A 16,164-nucleotide genomic window follows, 5' to 3' on the forward strand; every position below is an offset into this window, starting at 1 on the left:
GTCGCGCTGCATTCCCGGCCCTTCCGGTCGGGAATGCGGGACCACTCGAGTGATCGCACGACTCCATTGCAGGCGAACCTTTGGTGACTTTCCTGGAAATGTCCGGCATATCGAAGCGCTTCGGCGGCGTGCACGCGCTCCGCGACGTCGATCTCACTCTGGAAGTCGGCGAGGTGCATTGCCTGGTCGGTGAAAACGGCTCCGGCAAGTCCACCCTGATCAAGATCATTTCGGGCGTCGAGGCAGCGGAGCCTGGCGGCCGTATCGCAATTTCCGGCAAGGAATATCCTAAACTGAACCCGGTCTACTCCACGCATTGCGGCATTCAGGTCATCTACCAGGATCTTTCGCTATTCCCCAACCTCACCGTCGCCGAGAATATCGCGATGGCGCACCATCTTGGCGGCCTCCATTCGGTGAACTGGGCCTCAATGCGCGCCACCGCGAAGGCCACAATGGCAAAGATCGGCGTTGCGTTCGACCCGGACGCGAAAGTGTCAGAGCTCAGCATTGCCGGACGCCAGCTGGTCGCGATCTGCCGCGCCTTGGCTGCGGATGCCAAACTCCTGATTATGGATGAGCCGACGGCATCGTTGACCCGCCACGAGGTGAACGCCCTGATCGCGCTCGTAAGCGAGCTGAAGCGTGCCGGCATCTGCGTCGTTTTCGTCAGCCACCGTCTCGATGAGGTGCTTGAAATCGCCCAGCGCGTAACGGTGCTGCGGGATGGCGCCAAAGTCGGTACTTTTGCCGCAGACACAATCGATGGGCGGAAACTCAGCCAGCTGATGACTGGCAAGTCCTTCGAGTATCAGATACAGGCGCCTGAGCTTGCCGCTGGCCCGGTTGTGCTGGAAGTTAAGGGCCTGGGCCGCGAGGGCGAGTATGAGGATGTAAGCTTGCAGTTGCGCGCGGGCGAAGTAGTGGGTCTCACCGGTCTGCTCGGCTCAGGGCGAACCGAATTGGCGCTATCCCTGTTCGGCATGAAGCCGCCCGATCGCGGCACTATCGCACTTGACGGGCGGCCCATCGCCCTCCGTACAAATGCAGAGGCGATCGATCGAGGGATCGCCTACGTATCCGAAGATAGGCTTACGCTTGGTCTCATCCTGAATCAGTCCGTCACGGCGAACGTCACGCTTACGGTGCTGGATCGTCTGGCTGGCGCGTTCGGCCTGATTGCCGCACGCGCGCGACAGACCCATGTCGCTCGGTGGGTTGCTGAACTCGGGATCAAGGTCTCCAATCCCGCCAACCCGGTGAAGACGCTCTCCGGGGGCAACCAGCAGCGGGTCGTGCTCGCCAAATGGATGGCGACCAATCCGCGGGTGCTTATCCTCGATAGCCCCACGGTGGGCGTCGACATCAGCGCCAAGGACGGCATTTACGAAATCATCCGGCGGTTGGCCCGCGACGGCGTCGCGGTCTTGATGATATCGGACGAAATCCCCGAGGTCCTTTATCATAGTCATCGCGTCTTGGTGATGCGGGAAGGTCGTTTGACAACCGACGTGCCTGCCGCAGCCACTTCCGAAGATGCGCTTCGGCAGGCCGTCAATGCCTGAATCGCACATGGCATCATTCGGCAGGTTTCGTCGCAGCCATGAGTTCTGGCTGCTGATAGTGATCCTTGGGCTCTGCGCCAGCTTGGGCTTCGCGAACGCCCAATTCCTGACCATGCAGAATCTGTTTGATCTGCTGACCTCCTATGCATTTGTCGGCATCCTAGCGCTCGGGCTGCTGGTCGTCCTGATCGCCGGCGGAATCGACATCTCATTCACCGCGACCGCGTCGGTGGCGCAATATGTCACACTTTCGCTTGCCAATGCTTACGGGGCGAACTGGATCGGCGTCTTCGCCATCGCGATTGGAATTGGCGGTGCGCTCGGTGCCCTCAACGCGATTTTCATCCAGAAACTTCGAATACCATCGATCATCGTTTCGGTCGCGACGCTGAACATCTTCTATGGGCTTCTGATCTTCTTCACCGGCGGCAAATACATCTATTCGTTGCCCGACTGGTTTGCGACCGGAATATTCTGGTTCGAGTTCGAATGGGGCAAGGATAGCTCGTACGGTGTCAATCTGCAGATCCTCGCGCTCGTGCTGGCATTTCTCGTCACCTGGCTCCTGCTTAACCGAACCAATATCGGCCGGCAAATCTATGCCATGGGAGGCAATACCGACGCCGCACAGCGGCTCGGCTTCCACATTTTCGGCCTCAATATACTGGTCTATTGCTACATGGGTGTCATGGCCGGAATCGCCTCTCTGATTCAGGCACAACTCGCGCAGTCCGTTGCCCCGACGGTGCTGGTGGGCAAGGAACTCGATGTGGTCGCTGCCGTCGTGCTCGGCGGCGCCAGCCTGATGGGCGGCGTCGGCACGGTCTTCGGCACGTTTTTGGGCCTGACACTGCTCGCGGTACTCCAAAATGGAATCATTTTGCTGGGCGTTTCGTCCTACTGGTCGCCGTTCTTCGTCGGCTTGGTTATTCTCATTTCGGTCTCTGCGACCGCCTGGTCGCAGCGCGAGCGGCGAACCCGGAGCGCGCCCCGATGAGCAACGCCCCTGCCCTCTCGCTTCGCCGGCGCATGGTCGGTCTCGCCAGCAGCGGCACAGTCGCCACCCTCATCCTGCTGTTGTTCGCACTCTGGGTCGTGTTCGCGATCACGATCGGCGATCGGTTCTTCTCGGTCAACACGCTGCAATCCATGGCTTTCCAGATGCCCGAACTTGGCATCCTCTCACTGGCGATGATGCTGGCCCTGCTATCTGGTGGACTCAACCTTTCCATCATCGCAACCGCCAATCTGTCCGGACTGACCATCGCCTTCCTGCTGACGCGCTACATCCCGGGGAGCCAGGGCCTTGCCTGGGTCGGCATTCAGGTCTTTGCGATCGCTGCAGGATTTGCAGTGGCTGCATTGGTCGGCCTCCTCAATGGTTTTGTCATCGCCTATCTCGGCGTTTCGCCGATCCTGGCCACGCTCGGCACGATGACGCTCTGCAAGGGTCTCGCGATCGGCCTGTCGCGCGGTAACGTCATCTCCGGATTCCCGGAGCCGATTGTGTTTATCGGCAACGGAACGGTTTTCGGGGTACCCTTTGCTCTGATCGTACTTGCGTTCTGCGCCTTGCCCGTCGCGCTCATGCTGAACGCGACGCCGTTCGGTGCAAAGGTTTACATGATCGGCTCGAACGAGAAGGCGACCCGTTACTCAGGCGTCAATACCCGCGCCGTCCTCCTCAAACTCTATGTATTTTCCAGCTTGCTCGCGGGCGTGGCGGCGGTCGTCATGTTGGCACGTTTCAATTCGGCCAACGCGGCATACGGCGAGAGCTATCTGCTGGTCACCATTCTCGCGGCCGTGCTCGGCGGCATCGATCCGTTTGGCGGCTTCGGCAAAGTCGGCGGGCTATTGCTTGCGTTGATCATCCTTCAGGTGATCTCCTCGGCATTCAACCTTCTGAACCTCAGCCAATTCCTCACGCTAGCGATCTGGGGTGGAATCTTGATTGCCGTCGCGGCGGTTCCTCATGTCGCCGGCAAAGCGCCGCGGTAGCCGGCGATGATGCGCTCGATCGTCTCGAACCCTATTGCAGTTCTCGACATCGGCAAGACCAATCTCAAACTGGTCGTGGCGAGCGACGACGGCTGGCCGCTCGAAACACATGGGCTTCCAAATGTGCCTATGGCTCAGGGGTCGTACCTCGCCTATGACCTTGCCGGGTTAGAAGAGTGGTTTCTCGATACCCTTGCCGACGTGTCTCAACGCCATGCCATTGGCGCCGTGATCGTGGCTGCGCATGGATGCGGCGCGGTTCTCGTCGACGGTGATACGCCAGTGCTGCCGATGATGGACTATGATGCCGTCTCTCCGCCCGCAATCGATGAAGCATATGCCCGGATCGCGCCTGGTTACGATGAGGTGTTTTGCGGAATCGGAGGGGCGATGCGGCTCGGAAAACAGCTGCTTTGGCAGGAAAGCGCGTATCCCGTCGAATTCGCTCGCGCAAAAGCCTATCTGACCACCGCGCAGTTTTTCGCCCTGCGGCTTGGTGGACGTGCGGCCAGCGAAATCTCGCAGCTCGCGGCTCAGAGCCATATCTGGGACCTCATCCACCGTCAGCCTTCTTCTCTTATGCGTAAGCGCGGTTGGAGCCATCTGTTGCCCGAATGCGTACCCGCCGGTGAGGTGCTAGGGACGGTTTCGGAATCTGTAACCAGGCGCACGGGCCTGGCGCAATCGACCGAGATCCTCTGCGGCGTGCATGATTCCAACGCCAACCTGTTTCGCTACAAGGCCGCCGGCATGGCCGATGCCTCGATCCTATCGACCGGTACTTGGATGATCGGCTTTCAGCGCGGCCTCCCCCTGGACAAACTCGATTGCGCGCGCGCGATGGTTCTCAATATCGATGTCGATGGGGAGAATGCACCTTCGACGTTGATCGCGGCCGGCCGCGAATACGACCTCATCCGCGGGGAACATTTTACTTCTGATGCAGCCGTCCTTGCCGCATTGCCCACCCTGCTGTCGAGAGGAACCCTGGCGCTCCCCTCATTCGTCGGCGATGATGGATTGTTTCCGGGCGCTGCTCGCCGCGGACGGGTCATCGGGCCGCCCCCCGAAACGCCTGCCGAATGGCAGGCATTGGCGGTGCTCTACGCAGCGTTCAGCGCAAACCGCTGCCTTGATGCGCTCGAGAGCTCAAAACGCATAGTCATCGATGGTGGCTTTGCCGCAAACCTGCCCTTCGCCCGTTGTCTTGCGACTTTGCGATCCTCGCAGAGTGTCTGGGTGAGTCGATCTCCCGACGGAACGGCGCTTGGCGCTGCGCTGCTGTGGCGGCGATTCTCGCGTACGCTGCCGGTTTCAAGCGTGATCCTTGAAGCCGTCACATCACTCAGCAACGATAGGTTCGAACCGCGCGACCTTTCCACCGCTTACCAGTCCTGGATCGCTTTCTCGGAGCCCGCTTCATGACAGACCGTAATCATGCCGATCTCCGCCAAGGCATTGTCGATACCTGCAGGGAGATGAATCGAAACGGTCTCAATCAGGGCACATCCGGCAATCTTTCGCACCGGATTCCAAACGGCATGCTAATCACGCCTACCAGTCTGCCCTATGATCGGATGCAGCCAGAGGACATTGTCGCGATGGATTTTGCCGCGAACTACCAGGGCAACCATCGGCCTTCATCCGAATGGCGCTTTCATCGCGATATTCTGCGAGCACGCGAAGACGTCAACGTCGTGCTGCATACGCATTCCACCTTCAGCACGATTCTCGCCGTTCACGAACGTGATATTCCCTGCTTCCACTATATGGTCGCAGTTGCGGGTGGCAACGATGTCCGGTGTACGCCATATGCTTGTTTCGGCACGCAGGCACTATCGGACTACGCCCTCAAGGCCCTCGAAGATCGCGACGCTTGCCTCCTTGGCCATCATGGCTTGATCGTGACGGCCCAGACCTTTGAAAAGGCGCTTTGGCTCGCCTTGGAGGTGGAGACGCTGGCGAAGATGTATGTCCATGCGTTGGCTATCGGCGAGCCGCCGCGCCTCAGCGACGCTGAAATGGCGCAGGTACATGAGCAGATGAAACGCATGGGATACGGCCAGGCGCCTGACCTTGACGATGTCGGCGATGTTCCGCGCGCCCTACTGGACTCGAAACGGACAGCACATTGATGGTGGATTTGCTGGACAGCTGCCAGCGAGTTCCTCAGTACCGGCCACGCAGAACGGAGGCCGCGGCCGGATGGGCGGGGTTGACCGTCACAGCTCTTGGGCAGAAGACGCGAGCGAACAATCTGATTTGCTCCCTTCACCACTCAGCCGATCAACGACTTAGCTTGTCGATCGGCGCCGCGTGAATACGGCAGGATGCGCCGTCGCCAACCTTCAGCAGCTTATTCTCATGTCTTGGCGCATGCTGCCTTTCCCATTGTAGCCAGCATGCTCGGGCATGCGGCACGCTGGGTACCGACCTCGCTTGCGGAGCGAACGTCGCGACGGGAGCGCATCGTCAGCACACCGGACCCGACCGCCCGCATCTGCCCTTCGCCGCACCGCCGACCAGATAGAGACATGCTTGATCGGATCGTTCCGCATCATGAGCAGGTCATCCCTTCAACAAAGTTTCAATCTCAGCGCGCCCCGGCATGGCAGGCGCAGCGCCCGCGCGTGTGACGGAAATCCCCGCTGTCGCCGAACCGAAGCGCGCCGCTTCCAGTGGACCGGCGCCACCCGCGAGCGCGCTTGCGAAGCCGCCGACGAATGCATCGCCCGCGCCCGCGGTTTCGACCACCCTTGCCGGCGGCAAACGACGGCACGTGCAGCGAGCGATCCTGCCCGTGAAACAATGCTCCGGCTTCGCCGAGTGTGATCAGCACGGTACCCGCCCCTTTGCCCAGCAGCGCATCTCCGGCGCGGCGGGCGCCGGCAAGATCGCTCACCGGGATTCCAGTCAGCGCCTCGGCCTCAGTCTCGTTGGGAACGACGTAGTCGCATAAGGCAAACAGGCTGTCGTCGAATGCGTCCGCGGGTGCCGGGTTGAACACGGTGATGCTGTCCGCGGCGCGCGCGATCTCGAGGCCGAGCTGCGCAGCTGCGACGGGTTGCTCGAGCTGGGTCACGAAGACGCGGCTAGTGCGGATCGCATCCGCCGCCGCATCGACGTCGGCGGGGCTGAGACCGTCGGTCGGTCCGCTCACCGCGATGATGGCGTTGTCCCCGCGTGTGCGCTCTAAATCGCGTTTCCTTCCGAAGCCTTGTGTCAGTGCGGCTGGCGTAAGTTGTTGGCGCTCTGTTCAGTCGATGGCCAGCTTTCATCGCCTATTCTAGTCTATTGTCCGTACGCGCCAGATCGCCCTAGTACTCAGCGAGACAAGCCGTCCCAGGAAGGATCGGGATGATGGACTCATTGCCCAGCCGCACCGCACTGACAACGTCGCTGATGAGAGCGCTGCATTCGCGGTTCGACCCGTCTCCCCTTTTCGACGATCCCTGGGGCGATCGACTCGTTTCCGAAGCTGAACGCGAAAGGATGACTGAGCGGGTATTGGCCCGCATGGATAAGGACGCGCGTGCCCGTGCCTTGCAGGGACCCGGTTCAGTGTTGGACAACTTCCTGCTGACCAATACCGCACTGCCAGGAGTGGTAATCCGCTCTCGTTATGCGGAGGACGCGTTGCGCGCGGCGACAATCAGGGCATAAGTCAATACGTTCTTATCGGTGCCGGCTGGATAGCTTCGTGTTTCGCCGCCCGCTTTTTCCGACGCCCTGACGATCTTCGAGATAGACCATCCGGTGACACAAACGATGAAGATCCAGCGTATTAACGAATGCGGCATATCGCTTCCGCCGTCGGTGCATTTCATCGCTGCCGACCTCACGAACGAGGATTTGGTGTCTGCTTTTGCTTGCTCTTGCTTCCGGGAAAGACAAGAAAGCATTCTTCTCGTGGCTCGGCGTTTCGGTGTACCTGACACGTCAAGCCAATCTGGCAGCCTTGCGTGCAGTGGCAACTTGCGGTGCCCCGGGAAGCGAACTTGTATTCACTTATATTGACCAAGCCGAGTTCGCCCAGAACACATCTCAAGCACCACACAACGAGAATGCCAATCTGGTAGCGCAGACCGCCGAACCTTGGATTTCGGGATTCTATCAGGATGACATCGTCAACGATCTCGCCTCTGTTGGACTTGACCTGGTCGAAAATCTGGACGGAAAGGCAATGTGGGAACGCTATCGGCGAGCAAAGCACCACACTCGCACAACCCCCTGCCAGCTTGCACATAGCCCTGGCGCGAGTGGGTAAGGGACATTGGTGAATACTGTCGACGCGGCACGGATGTGGGTTTTCGGGGACAGGTGCTTGTTGAGGCGTCTGGCCCTCAGCGACAGCGGACGTTACCGCGCCTCAAGCGCGTTTCGGCTTAGGGCCAGAAGAGACTCTTCTGGTGAGCAAGCAACGAAGATTCTGGCGACCTCACTGTTCGCGTACGCCAGCCTTTCTAAGTCCATCAAGGATGTTGTCGTACTCACGACGAAACTGCGCATTGCTCGAACGTGCGTAGCCTATTTGACGGAACCATTGGACCGTGAAATCCGGCAGGATTGCATCCAATTCGGCCGTCATTTGCGGGATCATTTCAAGTTGGCCTGTGGCTCCATAGGCTGAAACCAGATCCACATACGGCATCCAGTATAATTTATTCAGATTGATCGAGCGCCTGCATTCCTCAATGGCTTCCTTGTATTGCTGCACATGGACGTGAGCGTGACACAGGAAGAAATGCCAGGTGCTACGCGCCGGATCTTTGGGGCTTAGGCGCAAAGCAATCTGAACTGGTCGAAGGAGATTCGTGCGCGCGTCCCGCTGTAACAAGTGCAATTCCCTTTGTTGCGTCTGCAATCGGCGAATTTGGGTCGGCTTCCGAAGCGGCGTCGAATTCAGGTAATGCCGCCTCGGGATCTCGATAGAGTAAAATATTTCCTTTGGTTATGTGCGCATTCGCGCTCGTTGAAATAACTTGATCAATTAAGCTGGTGGCGATCTTTTTGTCTTCCGTCACGGACGTTGACCATCCGCTGAGTATGCCGTTGGCTATGCGCCACGCTTTACCGAGCATTGCATCAATGTGGTCCGGATCGAGATGCAGCGCGGCCTCAAACAAGTCCTTTGCCTCGGTGATCGTTACCTTGCCCTGAGGTCCATAGACTTTTGCCCACCCGCGCATGGTGAAATCGACGGCATCTGGATTCGCGGGCTGGTCCATCAGACTGCGCCGACTTTCGGCTTGGATGAGTTCAACGTTGAGAGAGCGGGCAAGCCGCGCCGTGACCTGGTCCTGCAAGGCGGCGAGATTCATCCGATCGCCGTCAAAACGATCCGACCAGACGTCACGACTGGCCGAAAGGTCTGCAAGGGATACGTTCATCCGGACCCGATCTCCGGCCCGTTGCACAGCTCCCTGTACCGCCCATCGAATACCAAGGTCCTTGCCGAAGGTCTTGAGATCGACCTGCTTATTCCTATAGGTGAAAGCCGTCCCGCGCCCGATCACGAATGTATCGAGCATTTGCGCGAGGCCGGTCGTCAGATCGGTCGTAATGCCATCGGCGAAATAGTCCTGCTCTGCGTCGTTGTTGAGGTTTGCGAATGGCAGGACAACGAGAGACAAACGGGGAGCAATGTCGGGCCGTGCCGTAGCCTCCTTCTGCGTTTTTTGGCTCTCCGAAAACACGTCTGTGCGGAGCGTCTTCCATACGCTCCAGTAGTCGACGAGGCCGCCCTCGATAGCACCGACGGCGGCAATCGACGCGAGCGCGCCGCCGATCAACTGCAATCGTTCCCGCAAGCGAATCACTTAAACTGCGATCAGATAGGGGCTTCCCCGGTCGCTCCTGATCGGATGCTGGTTTGTCCGGCTGCCTATTTTCGGATGGCGGCTCGCCAGATGGATCGTTGGAGACATCCCAGTTTGTCACTGCTCCCTCCCCGCGCATGGGCCACACGCCCAGATTTTTACCCTAGCAGAATTGCACGGCTTCAGGTTGGGTGGCGGCCTCTGACTCATTCGCGTTCTTTTGAATTGCCGGCTGCTCGAAATATTTTCTCGATTGGGCCAGCCGACGTTCAGAAATTCACTTCACGTCGGCTGGCGGCTTCGGGTTAAAAGCGGTTGGCGCGGCAAGTGCAGCTGGCGTCCGGTTTACCAGCGATTGTGTTGCAAAAGTCGAAAGTTGCAGGGGTCACGATTTTTCGCGAAAACGCTACGCAGCGAGCGACCGCTGATTCGTATGACCTCAATCGCGTTACCGAAGTCGCCTGTGAATTTTGCGTGAGGCCGTGAGGTTCTCGCATCTTGTACGCGAAAGTCGCGCCCACGGCCCGCAGAATTTTGGTCATCGGCGAAAGACGAGTTTTGCAACAATATCCCAGCGACTGCAGACATTGGGGCGGTTGAACCGCTCTTCGGTTTAGGGCCAGAAGCTGACGTGGCTGCGTCCAGTCGATCCTCAGAGAACGGGTTCGTCGGAAGCGCCCGCGAGCAACGCGGGGGCATTATCGCCAGCTGTCGATCGGAAGCGCCAAACAAGAATGGCCTCAGCTCCAAGGGATTGGGGGAGCTGGGGCCCGACTGCATTACGCACTTTGGGACGCGTGCCGGGAACACTCGGTAATCGGCGAAGCGTTCCAAACGCCGCACCGTCGCAAAGACTCGGCCGGCTCAGAGCCTCGGACGAAGTCAAGGGAAGGCTAAAGTTGGCGTGCCACAACTTCAAAGAGATGAACGGGCTGGGGAAACTCGAAAAGGCGTATGCCGCAATGTCGCTCGCGAACGGGACGGAGCGGTTTCGACGGTGATCAGCACGCTCCGCTCCGCTTCGCGCACGCGGGCCCGAAGACACTCCAGTTCGGACAATTGAGACGTAAGCCGTTCTAGGCGCTCATGCAGCCGCACAGTGGCGTCAACCGCTAGACCAGGATGTTCACGCATGTCGTGTAACCCCCAACCAAGCCTTCTAACAAGCTTGGATCATGGCCCGGCGGCGGACCAATCGGGAAAATGATGCAACGGAGACTGAAATCCGCCGACGTTGTTCCAGCATCCACATATGTGAATCGTATGTTGCTGTTGGAAGTTAATTCGGCGGAGTGCATCAGGCGCCGCGCGAAGGCGCAGCCGAACTGTCCGGTGGTGAGCGCCATTCCGCAGCGATGCAGGGCTTTACGTTCGGTCGACCTGTCCCAGCTCAGCGACCCAGCTCTTCTCGCCAGTTGTCCGAACAAGAGACGCGGCGCTGGCTGGGATTTCGTCCACGTCTGCATAGACGACCATTCCCGCGTCGCCTTCTCCGAGATCAAGCTCGACGAACCGGCGGCCGTACGCGAGCCGGACGAAGACTAGATTGACGCGTGTTCGGCCGTGGGTGCTATAATATCCCCCATGGGCTGGGATGCGAAAGACATAGGGCTCCTCATCAGCCTCTGGTCCGCAGGACATAGCGCGGCGCAGATTGCGCGCCGGCTCGGATGCAGTCGTAACGCGGTCTGCGGCATGCTGACCCGTCAGGGCCTGAAGCGCGGTCGCAAGCTGCCAACGGCGAGGCCCAAGATAAGGCCGACCCCAAAGCTGAGGGCGACGTCGTCGGCAGCTTGCGCCGGTCCAGTCGCAAAGAAGGTGTCGCGAGACGCAGCGGAGAGGCAGCGGCCTAAGCAATTCAGCAAGCAGCAGCTTTACGAGATACTGGCTGAGGCGGTCAAAAATACTGGCTAAGAGGTCACCGCGAATGCCGTTGCGCTGCGCTCAGTACCGGCTCGGCTCGACGGTTCGGGGGTCGCGCCCCTTCCCAAGTTCGTCTCATTCGGGTCAAAGTGCGAAGAACCCGACCTGAGCAAAACCAGTCCGCTTCCACCCAGATATTGTTGCAAAAGTCGTCTTTCGCCGATGACCAAAATTCTGCGGGCCGTGGGCGCGACTTTCGCGTACAAGATGCGAGGGACCTCACGGCCTCACGCAAAATTCACAGGCGACTTCGGTAACGCGATTGAGGTCATACGAATCAGTGGTCGCTCGCTGCGTAGCGTTTTCGCGAAAAATCTTGCCCCCTGCAACTTTCGACTTTTTCAACACAATCACCCACGAAGCTGACCTCAATGAGACGATTCGCCACTTCGCTGATGGGCCAGCAGCGTTGCATAGGACGCCAGAGGGCGATGCCCGAAGGCCGGTGCTGGGCTGATCTGTGCTAGGCTTCTTCAAAACATGGTTGGTTGGCGTTGGCGGAGGCGATTGTGAGGCGACGTGAGTTCATCGCGCTCCTCGGCGGCGCGGCGGCAATCCGACCACTCGGCGCGCATGCGGAGCGTCCGCCAGAGCGCATCCTCTATTTCACATACTCCGCTGGCTACCGGCATGATGTCATACCGCTTTCCAAGGCAATCCTGACCCAGCTCGGAAGCAATTCGGGTGTCTTTGAAGTCATTGCAACGGAAGACACGTCCGAATTTTCTACCGAAAACCTCGAGCGCTACGCGGCGGTGATGTTCTACACAACCGGAGAACTTCCAATGAGCGCCGCGCAAAAGAGAGCTCTTCTCAACTTTGTGCGCTCGGGCCGCGGGTTCCTCGGCGTTCATTCGGCGGCGGACACATTCTACACTTGGCCGGACTATCTCGATCTGGTCGGCGGCTACTTCAATGGTCATCCTTGGCATCAGGCCGTGAAGATCGAGGTGGTTGATCCTGGCGATCCCCTGGTGGCTTTGCTCGGGAATTCGTTGCAAGTCGAGGACGAGATCTACCAAATCAGCGACTTCGACTATCGTGGTTCACGCGTGCTCCTGCGCCTCGACCCAAGCTCGGTGGACCTTGGCAAGACCGGCGTGCATCAACGATTCTATGGCTGGCCTCTCACCTGGACCCGATTCTATGGCGAGGGACGAGTATTTTATTCGGCGCTAGGCCACGAGCCGTCAGTTTGGCAGGACGCCCGCTACCAGCGAATCCTCACGAACGCTATCCTCTGGTCTGTGCGAAGGTCGCCCTAGGAGATGCCGCCGCACTTCGCATTTGCGCCACCGCCGGATTCGTCGGGTGGTCTCCGTGCCAGAGGGTTGGCCAGAGGTAGCACTACGCGGTCGGCATCAGCGCCTGACCGAACCAGCAGAGCTTCAAGCTTGGCGAACTTCTCTGCTGCCGGGTCGCTCCGCTCGAGCTGGGCAGTGCGTTCGAGCTGACGGATGAATGGATACAGCGCACTATTAGTGTGGTGCGCCGAGCAGAACTGCCGCACCCTGATGTGCGGTTGGGCGGGGAGTCGCTCATCAAGCGCCAAGGCAATATGCGACTTGCCGATACCGGGCTCACCGGTGAGCATCACCGCGCAACCTTCGCCACGCCTGGCGTGCTGCCAGCGACGGAACAGCATCTCGATTTCCTCGTCGCGCCCAATTGGTGGCGCCAATCGGGTTTTGTGCTGTGCCTCGAAACGGCTATCCACTTCGGTCGTTCCCAGGACCTGCCAGGCTGGTATTGGCTCCGCCCATCCCTTAAGCTCGACAGGACCGATATTGCGGAATTCGAAGTGCCCATCAGTGAGCCGGTGCGTACTCTCTGAGATCAGCACGGTACCGGGATTGGCGAAACGTCAGCAGGCGCGCAGCCAAGTTCGGCGTCCCGCCAATGACGACCTGCTCTTGAGCAGCGCCTTCGCCGGTCAGATCGCCGACGACCACCATACCGGTAGCGATGCCAACGCGAACCTGGAGCTCGGTGGCGGGCTCTGCCTGGAGCTTGGCCACGGCATCGACCAGCGCCCGGCGCGTGTCGCCTGTTCGGCATCATCCTCGTGCGCCTGCGGATAGCCGAAATAGGCGAGCACGCCATCTCCCATGTACCGCGCGATAACGCCCTCATTCCGGGCAACAACCTGTGCGATGCAGCGGTGATAGGTGCCCATTACGGCCCGCAGGTCCTCCAGATCAAGGCGGGCCGAGAGTGCCGACGAGCCGACCAAATCGCAAAACGTGGCCGTAAGTTGACGCCGCCCGGCGTTGTTCGCCGACGCCGGCTTGGTGACCGTTCGAGAACTGTTCGACGCTTCACTACTCCCTCAGGAGCTGCGCGATGCGCTGGAGTCCGCTTTGGGTCTTGGTTGTGTGGAAACACAGCTCAAAGGCGGCGGTGGTCGACAATCGTTGCAGGCCGCCGATGTTTTCGCGTCGGATCGTCTATGTAACCGGCTGAGGTGGTTATTGGGACGCGCGGCGTCGCTTTTGGACGCACTTCCCGCCTTCAGGTCGCTCGGATAGCTGCAATCAGGCTCGGTTTGCCGACGATGTTCATCACCCGAGTGAGGTTATAGGCCAGGACGTGCAAGGCCATCTCAGCGGCTACATTCCGTAGGCGCTTCATCAGGAAGTGGGTCGCACCCATACGGGCTTTGATCGTGCCGAAGGGATGCTCGACCGTCTCGCGCCGCGTCCGCATGGCGTCGGGATTGGAATCCAGCCGTCTCTGAACCTCCTCGATCACATACTCATGCTCCCAGCGCGTTATGCGGCGCTCCTTTGACGGCGTGCATTGGCTCTTGATCGCGCAGCCCTGGCACGCTGCTGTCGACCAGTAACGGCGCAGCGTCATTCCGTGCTCGATGTTGGTGTAGTGATGGGGCAGCAGCTGGCCGGATGGGCAGCGGTAGACGTCCTCATCGGGCAGGTAGGCGAAGTCCTGTTTGCCGAACCGGCCCTCCGCCTTGGCGTTCGACGTCATGGGCTTGGGCAAGGTGACTGTAACGCCAGCCTGTTCGCAGGCTAATATCTCCTCTCCATCGAAGTAGCCACGGTCGGCGACTGCCTCGAGTTTGTCCGCTTCGAGCACTTCCTTGGCTTGCTTCGACATCCGAGCAAGCTGCCCACGGTCGTTGCCGACGTTTACGACCTCATGCGTAACGATCAGATGGTGTTCGGTGTCCACCGCGACCTGGACATTGTAGCCGACGACGCCCGATCCGCGTCCACTGGTGGCCATCGAACGGGCATCCGGATCGGTGAGCGATATCTGTTGATCCGGCGTGTTGCGCATCTGCGCATCTAGCATTTCCAGACGGCTCATCTCCTGCTTCAGCCGAGCGATCTTTTCCTTGATCCGCGTCGTCTTGATGCTGATCGCCTCCGATGGCTCCTGCCGATCGGCGCTATCGAGTTGACGCAGATATCGGCCGACGCTTTCCTCGATCTGCGCCATCCGCCTCGCCATCTTGGCATGCGTGAAGTTGCGGTCGCGGTTGTTCACCGCCTTGAACTTGCTGCCGTCGATCGCGACGCTTGGGCTCTGCAACAGGCCCATTTGCCGGCATAGTGCGATGAACTTCGCACAAACCTTCCTGATCGCCGCACCATTGTCCCTCCGGAAATCGGCGATCGTCTTATGATCGGGACCCAGGCGACCGATCAGCCACATCACCTCGAGATTGCGGCACGCCTCACGTTCCAGGCGGCGACTGGATTGCACCCGATTGAGATAACCGTACAGTCCGGCAAGAGCGTCAGCTGGGATCTGTCCGCGCCTTCAACGAAACGTCCCATCCGTATCCTCCAATCAGGAAGCGGAGGAATAGTAGCCGACTCGTGGCTTTTCACACACCCAGGGTCACTAGCGTCGGTTTAGTCCGCCCGCGATGACTTCCGTTAGCCCCGATGAGCAGACATCTTCGGCGTCCATCGCAGGGTCCAAACGGGCCACAAGGGCTGTAGTCCACTCGGGTGCGCGGACCCGGCAATCTCCGGTCATCAGTATGCAGCGTGATGATATCGAGCAGCCTATGTCGGAGATTTAGTTCGCACTCAGCGACGAGTGCGCGATGTTCCGTGGCTAACTGACGACTTTGAGCGATGGTTTCGTTGGCTCGCTCGAGCAGGCGACGTGTCTCGGCGCTGAATTCTTCGGCCATTCTGCGCTCCTAACATACAAGGCGGAACGCGGAATTCTCTCAGCCACCGACGCCTACAGTCAGACCCTCGGCCGGCGATACGTATCAACGTGCGGAGCCGCCTATCGTTGCTGGCGGTTCCCTGGGGCTCGTCCACTCCCCCTCAGGAGGAGTCAAGGCGCGGTAAGCCAGCCCTTGGAGAGGTTTTAGGAGGAAGCCCACCATGCCTCGGGGAATGGCGTCAGCAAAGTCCGATTGACTTGGTTGTCGTTGCCAGGGGGCCCGATAGCTCCTGCATCCAGCTTGGTGGCACGCGGCGACGGAAGCGGACAGACAGGGCGCCTGGTTCACGACTTCGCAGGCTGCGCGAAACGGGATGTGTCAAGCGTAATGGAGGCACACCGAGGGCCCTCCGCTGCTTCTTCGACTAGACCCCGAAGATATTCCAATTCTGAGAGCTGAGAGGTGAGTTCGCCAAGTCCTTGGGCATAAAGGATTGCGCGAGAGCTTCGCATAAATGTCCTCCCCACCACAACAAAATCACTATCAGGACAGCATCAGAGCAAATGAGAAGACTAAATCAGGGACCGCGCTCGGCTTCATTAAAGCATGTGAATCCCGTCTGCGAGCCCGAGTAGTTCCGGAAATTCGGAACCCCACTGTCTCCACTCAGGTAGGGGGCTGCCGTCTGCTCAAAATGAATTTCTTG

At 59.5% G+C, this 16,164-nt stretch carries 13 protein-coding genes and 3 pseudogenes; 10 read left to right on the top strand and 6 right to left on the bottom strand.

The features are described 5' to 3' along the window. Positions 1-80 precede the first annotated feature (80 nt). From IVB54_RS23945 to IVB54_RS23965, 5 genes are read left to right on the top strand one after another with little or no spacing between them, the layout of a single operon-like run. On the top strand, positions 81-1,565 hold the full coding sequence (locus IVB54_RS23945) for a sugar ABC transporter ATP-binding protein (protein ID WP_026233826.1): 1,485 nt from the start codon (positions 81-83) through the stop codon (positions 1,563-1,565). Next, positions 1,558-2,562 carry an ABC transporter permease gene (locus IVB54_RS23950; RefSeq protein WP_018459499.1) on the top strand — a complete coding sequence of 335 codons (1,005 nt, stop codon included), beginning with the start codon at positions 1,558-1,560 and terminating at the stop codon, positions 2,560-2,562. Before IVB54_RS23945 ends, IVB54_RS23950 begins: the two co-directional genes overlap by 8 nt. Then, complete coding sequence (locus IVB54_RS23955; protein WP_018459498.1) at positions 2,559-3,566, top strand: ABC transporter permease; 1,008 nt, start codon at positions 2,559-2,561, stop codon at positions 3,564-3,566. Before IVB54_RS23950 ends, IVB54_RS23955 begins: the two co-directional genes overlap by 4 nt. 6 nt (positions 3,567-3,572) lie before the next feature. Continuing rightward, positions 3,573-4,991 (top strand): FGGY-family carbohydrate kinase, encoded by a 1,419-nt coding sequence (locus tag IVB54_RS23960; protein ID WP_026233825.1) that lies wholly within the window; start codon positions 3,573-3,575, stop codon positions 4,989-4,991. After that, entirely contained in the window at positions 4,988-5,701 is a 714-nt protein-coding gene (locus IVB54_RS23965) for a class II aldolase/adducin family protein (protein WP_026233824.1), read from the top strand. The genes IVB54_RS23960 and IVB54_RS23965 overlap by 4 nt, the downstream gene beginning before the upstream one ends. A 433-nt stretch (positions 5,702-6,134) precedes the next feature. Here IVB54_RS23965 and IVB54_RS23970 read toward each other — a convergent pair. Then, a pseudogene (locus IVB54_RS23970) lies at positions 6,135-6,747 on the bottom strand (PfkB family carbohydrate kinase); the annotation flags it as partial. Between the two features lie 221 nt (positions 6,748-6,968). On the opposite strand from IVB54_RS23970, the pseudogene IVB54_RS23975 reads away from it, so the two are divergent. Further along, positions 6,969-7,415 (top strand): annotated as a pseudogene (locus IVB54_RS23975) (class I SAM-dependent methyltransferase); the annotation flags it as partial. A gap of 16 nt (positions 7,416-7,431) precedes the next feature. Further along, on the top strand, positions 7,432-7,833 hold the full coding sequence (locus tag IVB54_RS23980; protein ID WP_245288542.1) for a hypothetical protein: 402 nt from the start codon (positions 7,432-7,434) through the stop codon (positions 7,831-7,833). A gap of 171 nt (positions 7,834-8,004) precedes the next feature. Here the strand turns inward: IVB54_RS23980 and IVB54_RS23985 are convergent, their stop codons facing one another. Then, positions 8,005-8,283, bottom strand: coding sequence for a hypothetical protein (locus IVB54_RS23985; protein ID WP_039800822.1), 279 nt, complete (start codon positions 8,281-8,283; stop codon positions 8,005-8,007). A gap of 37 nt (positions 8,284-8,320) precedes the next feature. Beyond that, complete coding sequence (locus tag IVB54_RS23990) at positions 8,321-9,364, bottom strand: adenylate cyclase (RefSeq protein ID WP_247376855.1); 1,044 nt, start codon at positions 9,362-9,364, stop codon at positions 8,321-8,323. A 1,284-nt stretch (positions 9,365-10,648) separates the two neighbouring features. On the opposite strand from IVB54_RS23990, the gene IVB54_RS23995 reads away from it, so the two are divergent. The 3 genes from IVB54_RS23995 (at position 10,649) to IVB54_RS24005 (ending at position 12,573) form a co-directional block, all read left to right on the top strand. Continuing rightward, positions 10,649-10,930, top strand: coding sequence for a hypothetical protein (locus tag IVB54_RS23995; protein ID WP_247336339.1), 282 nt, complete (start codon positions 10,649-10,651; stop codon positions 10,928-10,930). Positions 10,931-10,969: 39 nt separating this feature from the next. Continuing rightward, positions 10,970-11,299, top strand: a complete 330-nt coding sequence (locus tag IVB54_RS24000; protein ID WP_247776469.1) for a GcrA family cell cycle regulator — start codon at positions 10,970-10,972, stop codon at positions 11,297-11,299. A 503-nt stretch (positions 11,300-11,802) separates the two neighbouring features. Continuing rightward, entirely contained in the window at positions 11,803-12,573 is a 771-nt protein-coding gene (locus IVB54_RS24005) for a ThuA domain-containing protein (protein ID WP_018459492.1), read from the top strand. Here IVB54_RS24005 and IVB54_RS24010 read toward each other — a convergent pair. From IVB54_RS24010 to IVB54_RS24020, 3 genes and pseudogenes are all read right to left on the bottom strand, one after another. Then, on the bottom strand, positions 12,570-13,025 hold the full coding sequence (locus tag IVB54_RS24010; RefSeq protein ID WP_247336336.1) for an AAA family ATPase: 456 nt from the start codon (positions 13,023-13,025) through the stop codon (positions 12,570-12,572). The genes IVB54_RS24005 and IVB54_RS24010 overlap by 4 nt on opposite strands. Before the next feature lie 91 nt (positions 13,026-13,116). Beyond that, positions 13,117-13,326, bottom strand: a complete 210-nt coding sequence (locus IVB54_RS24015) for an adenylate/guanylate cyclase domain-containing protein (protein WP_245288539.1) — start codon at positions 13,324-13,326, stop codon at positions 13,117-13,119. A 493-nt stretch (positions 13,327-13,819) separates the two neighbouring features. Then, positions 13,820-15,111: pseudogene (locus IVB54_RS24020) on the bottom strand (IS1182 family transposase). Between the last annotated feature and the right edge of the window lie 1,053 nt (positions 15,112-16,164).

The organism is Bradyrhizobium sp. CW1 (assembly GCF_023100665.1).
Classification (GTDB): domain Bacteria; phylum Pseudomonadota; class Alphaproteobacteria; order Rhizobiales; family Xanthobacteraceae; genus Bradyrhizobium; species Bradyrhizobium canariense_D.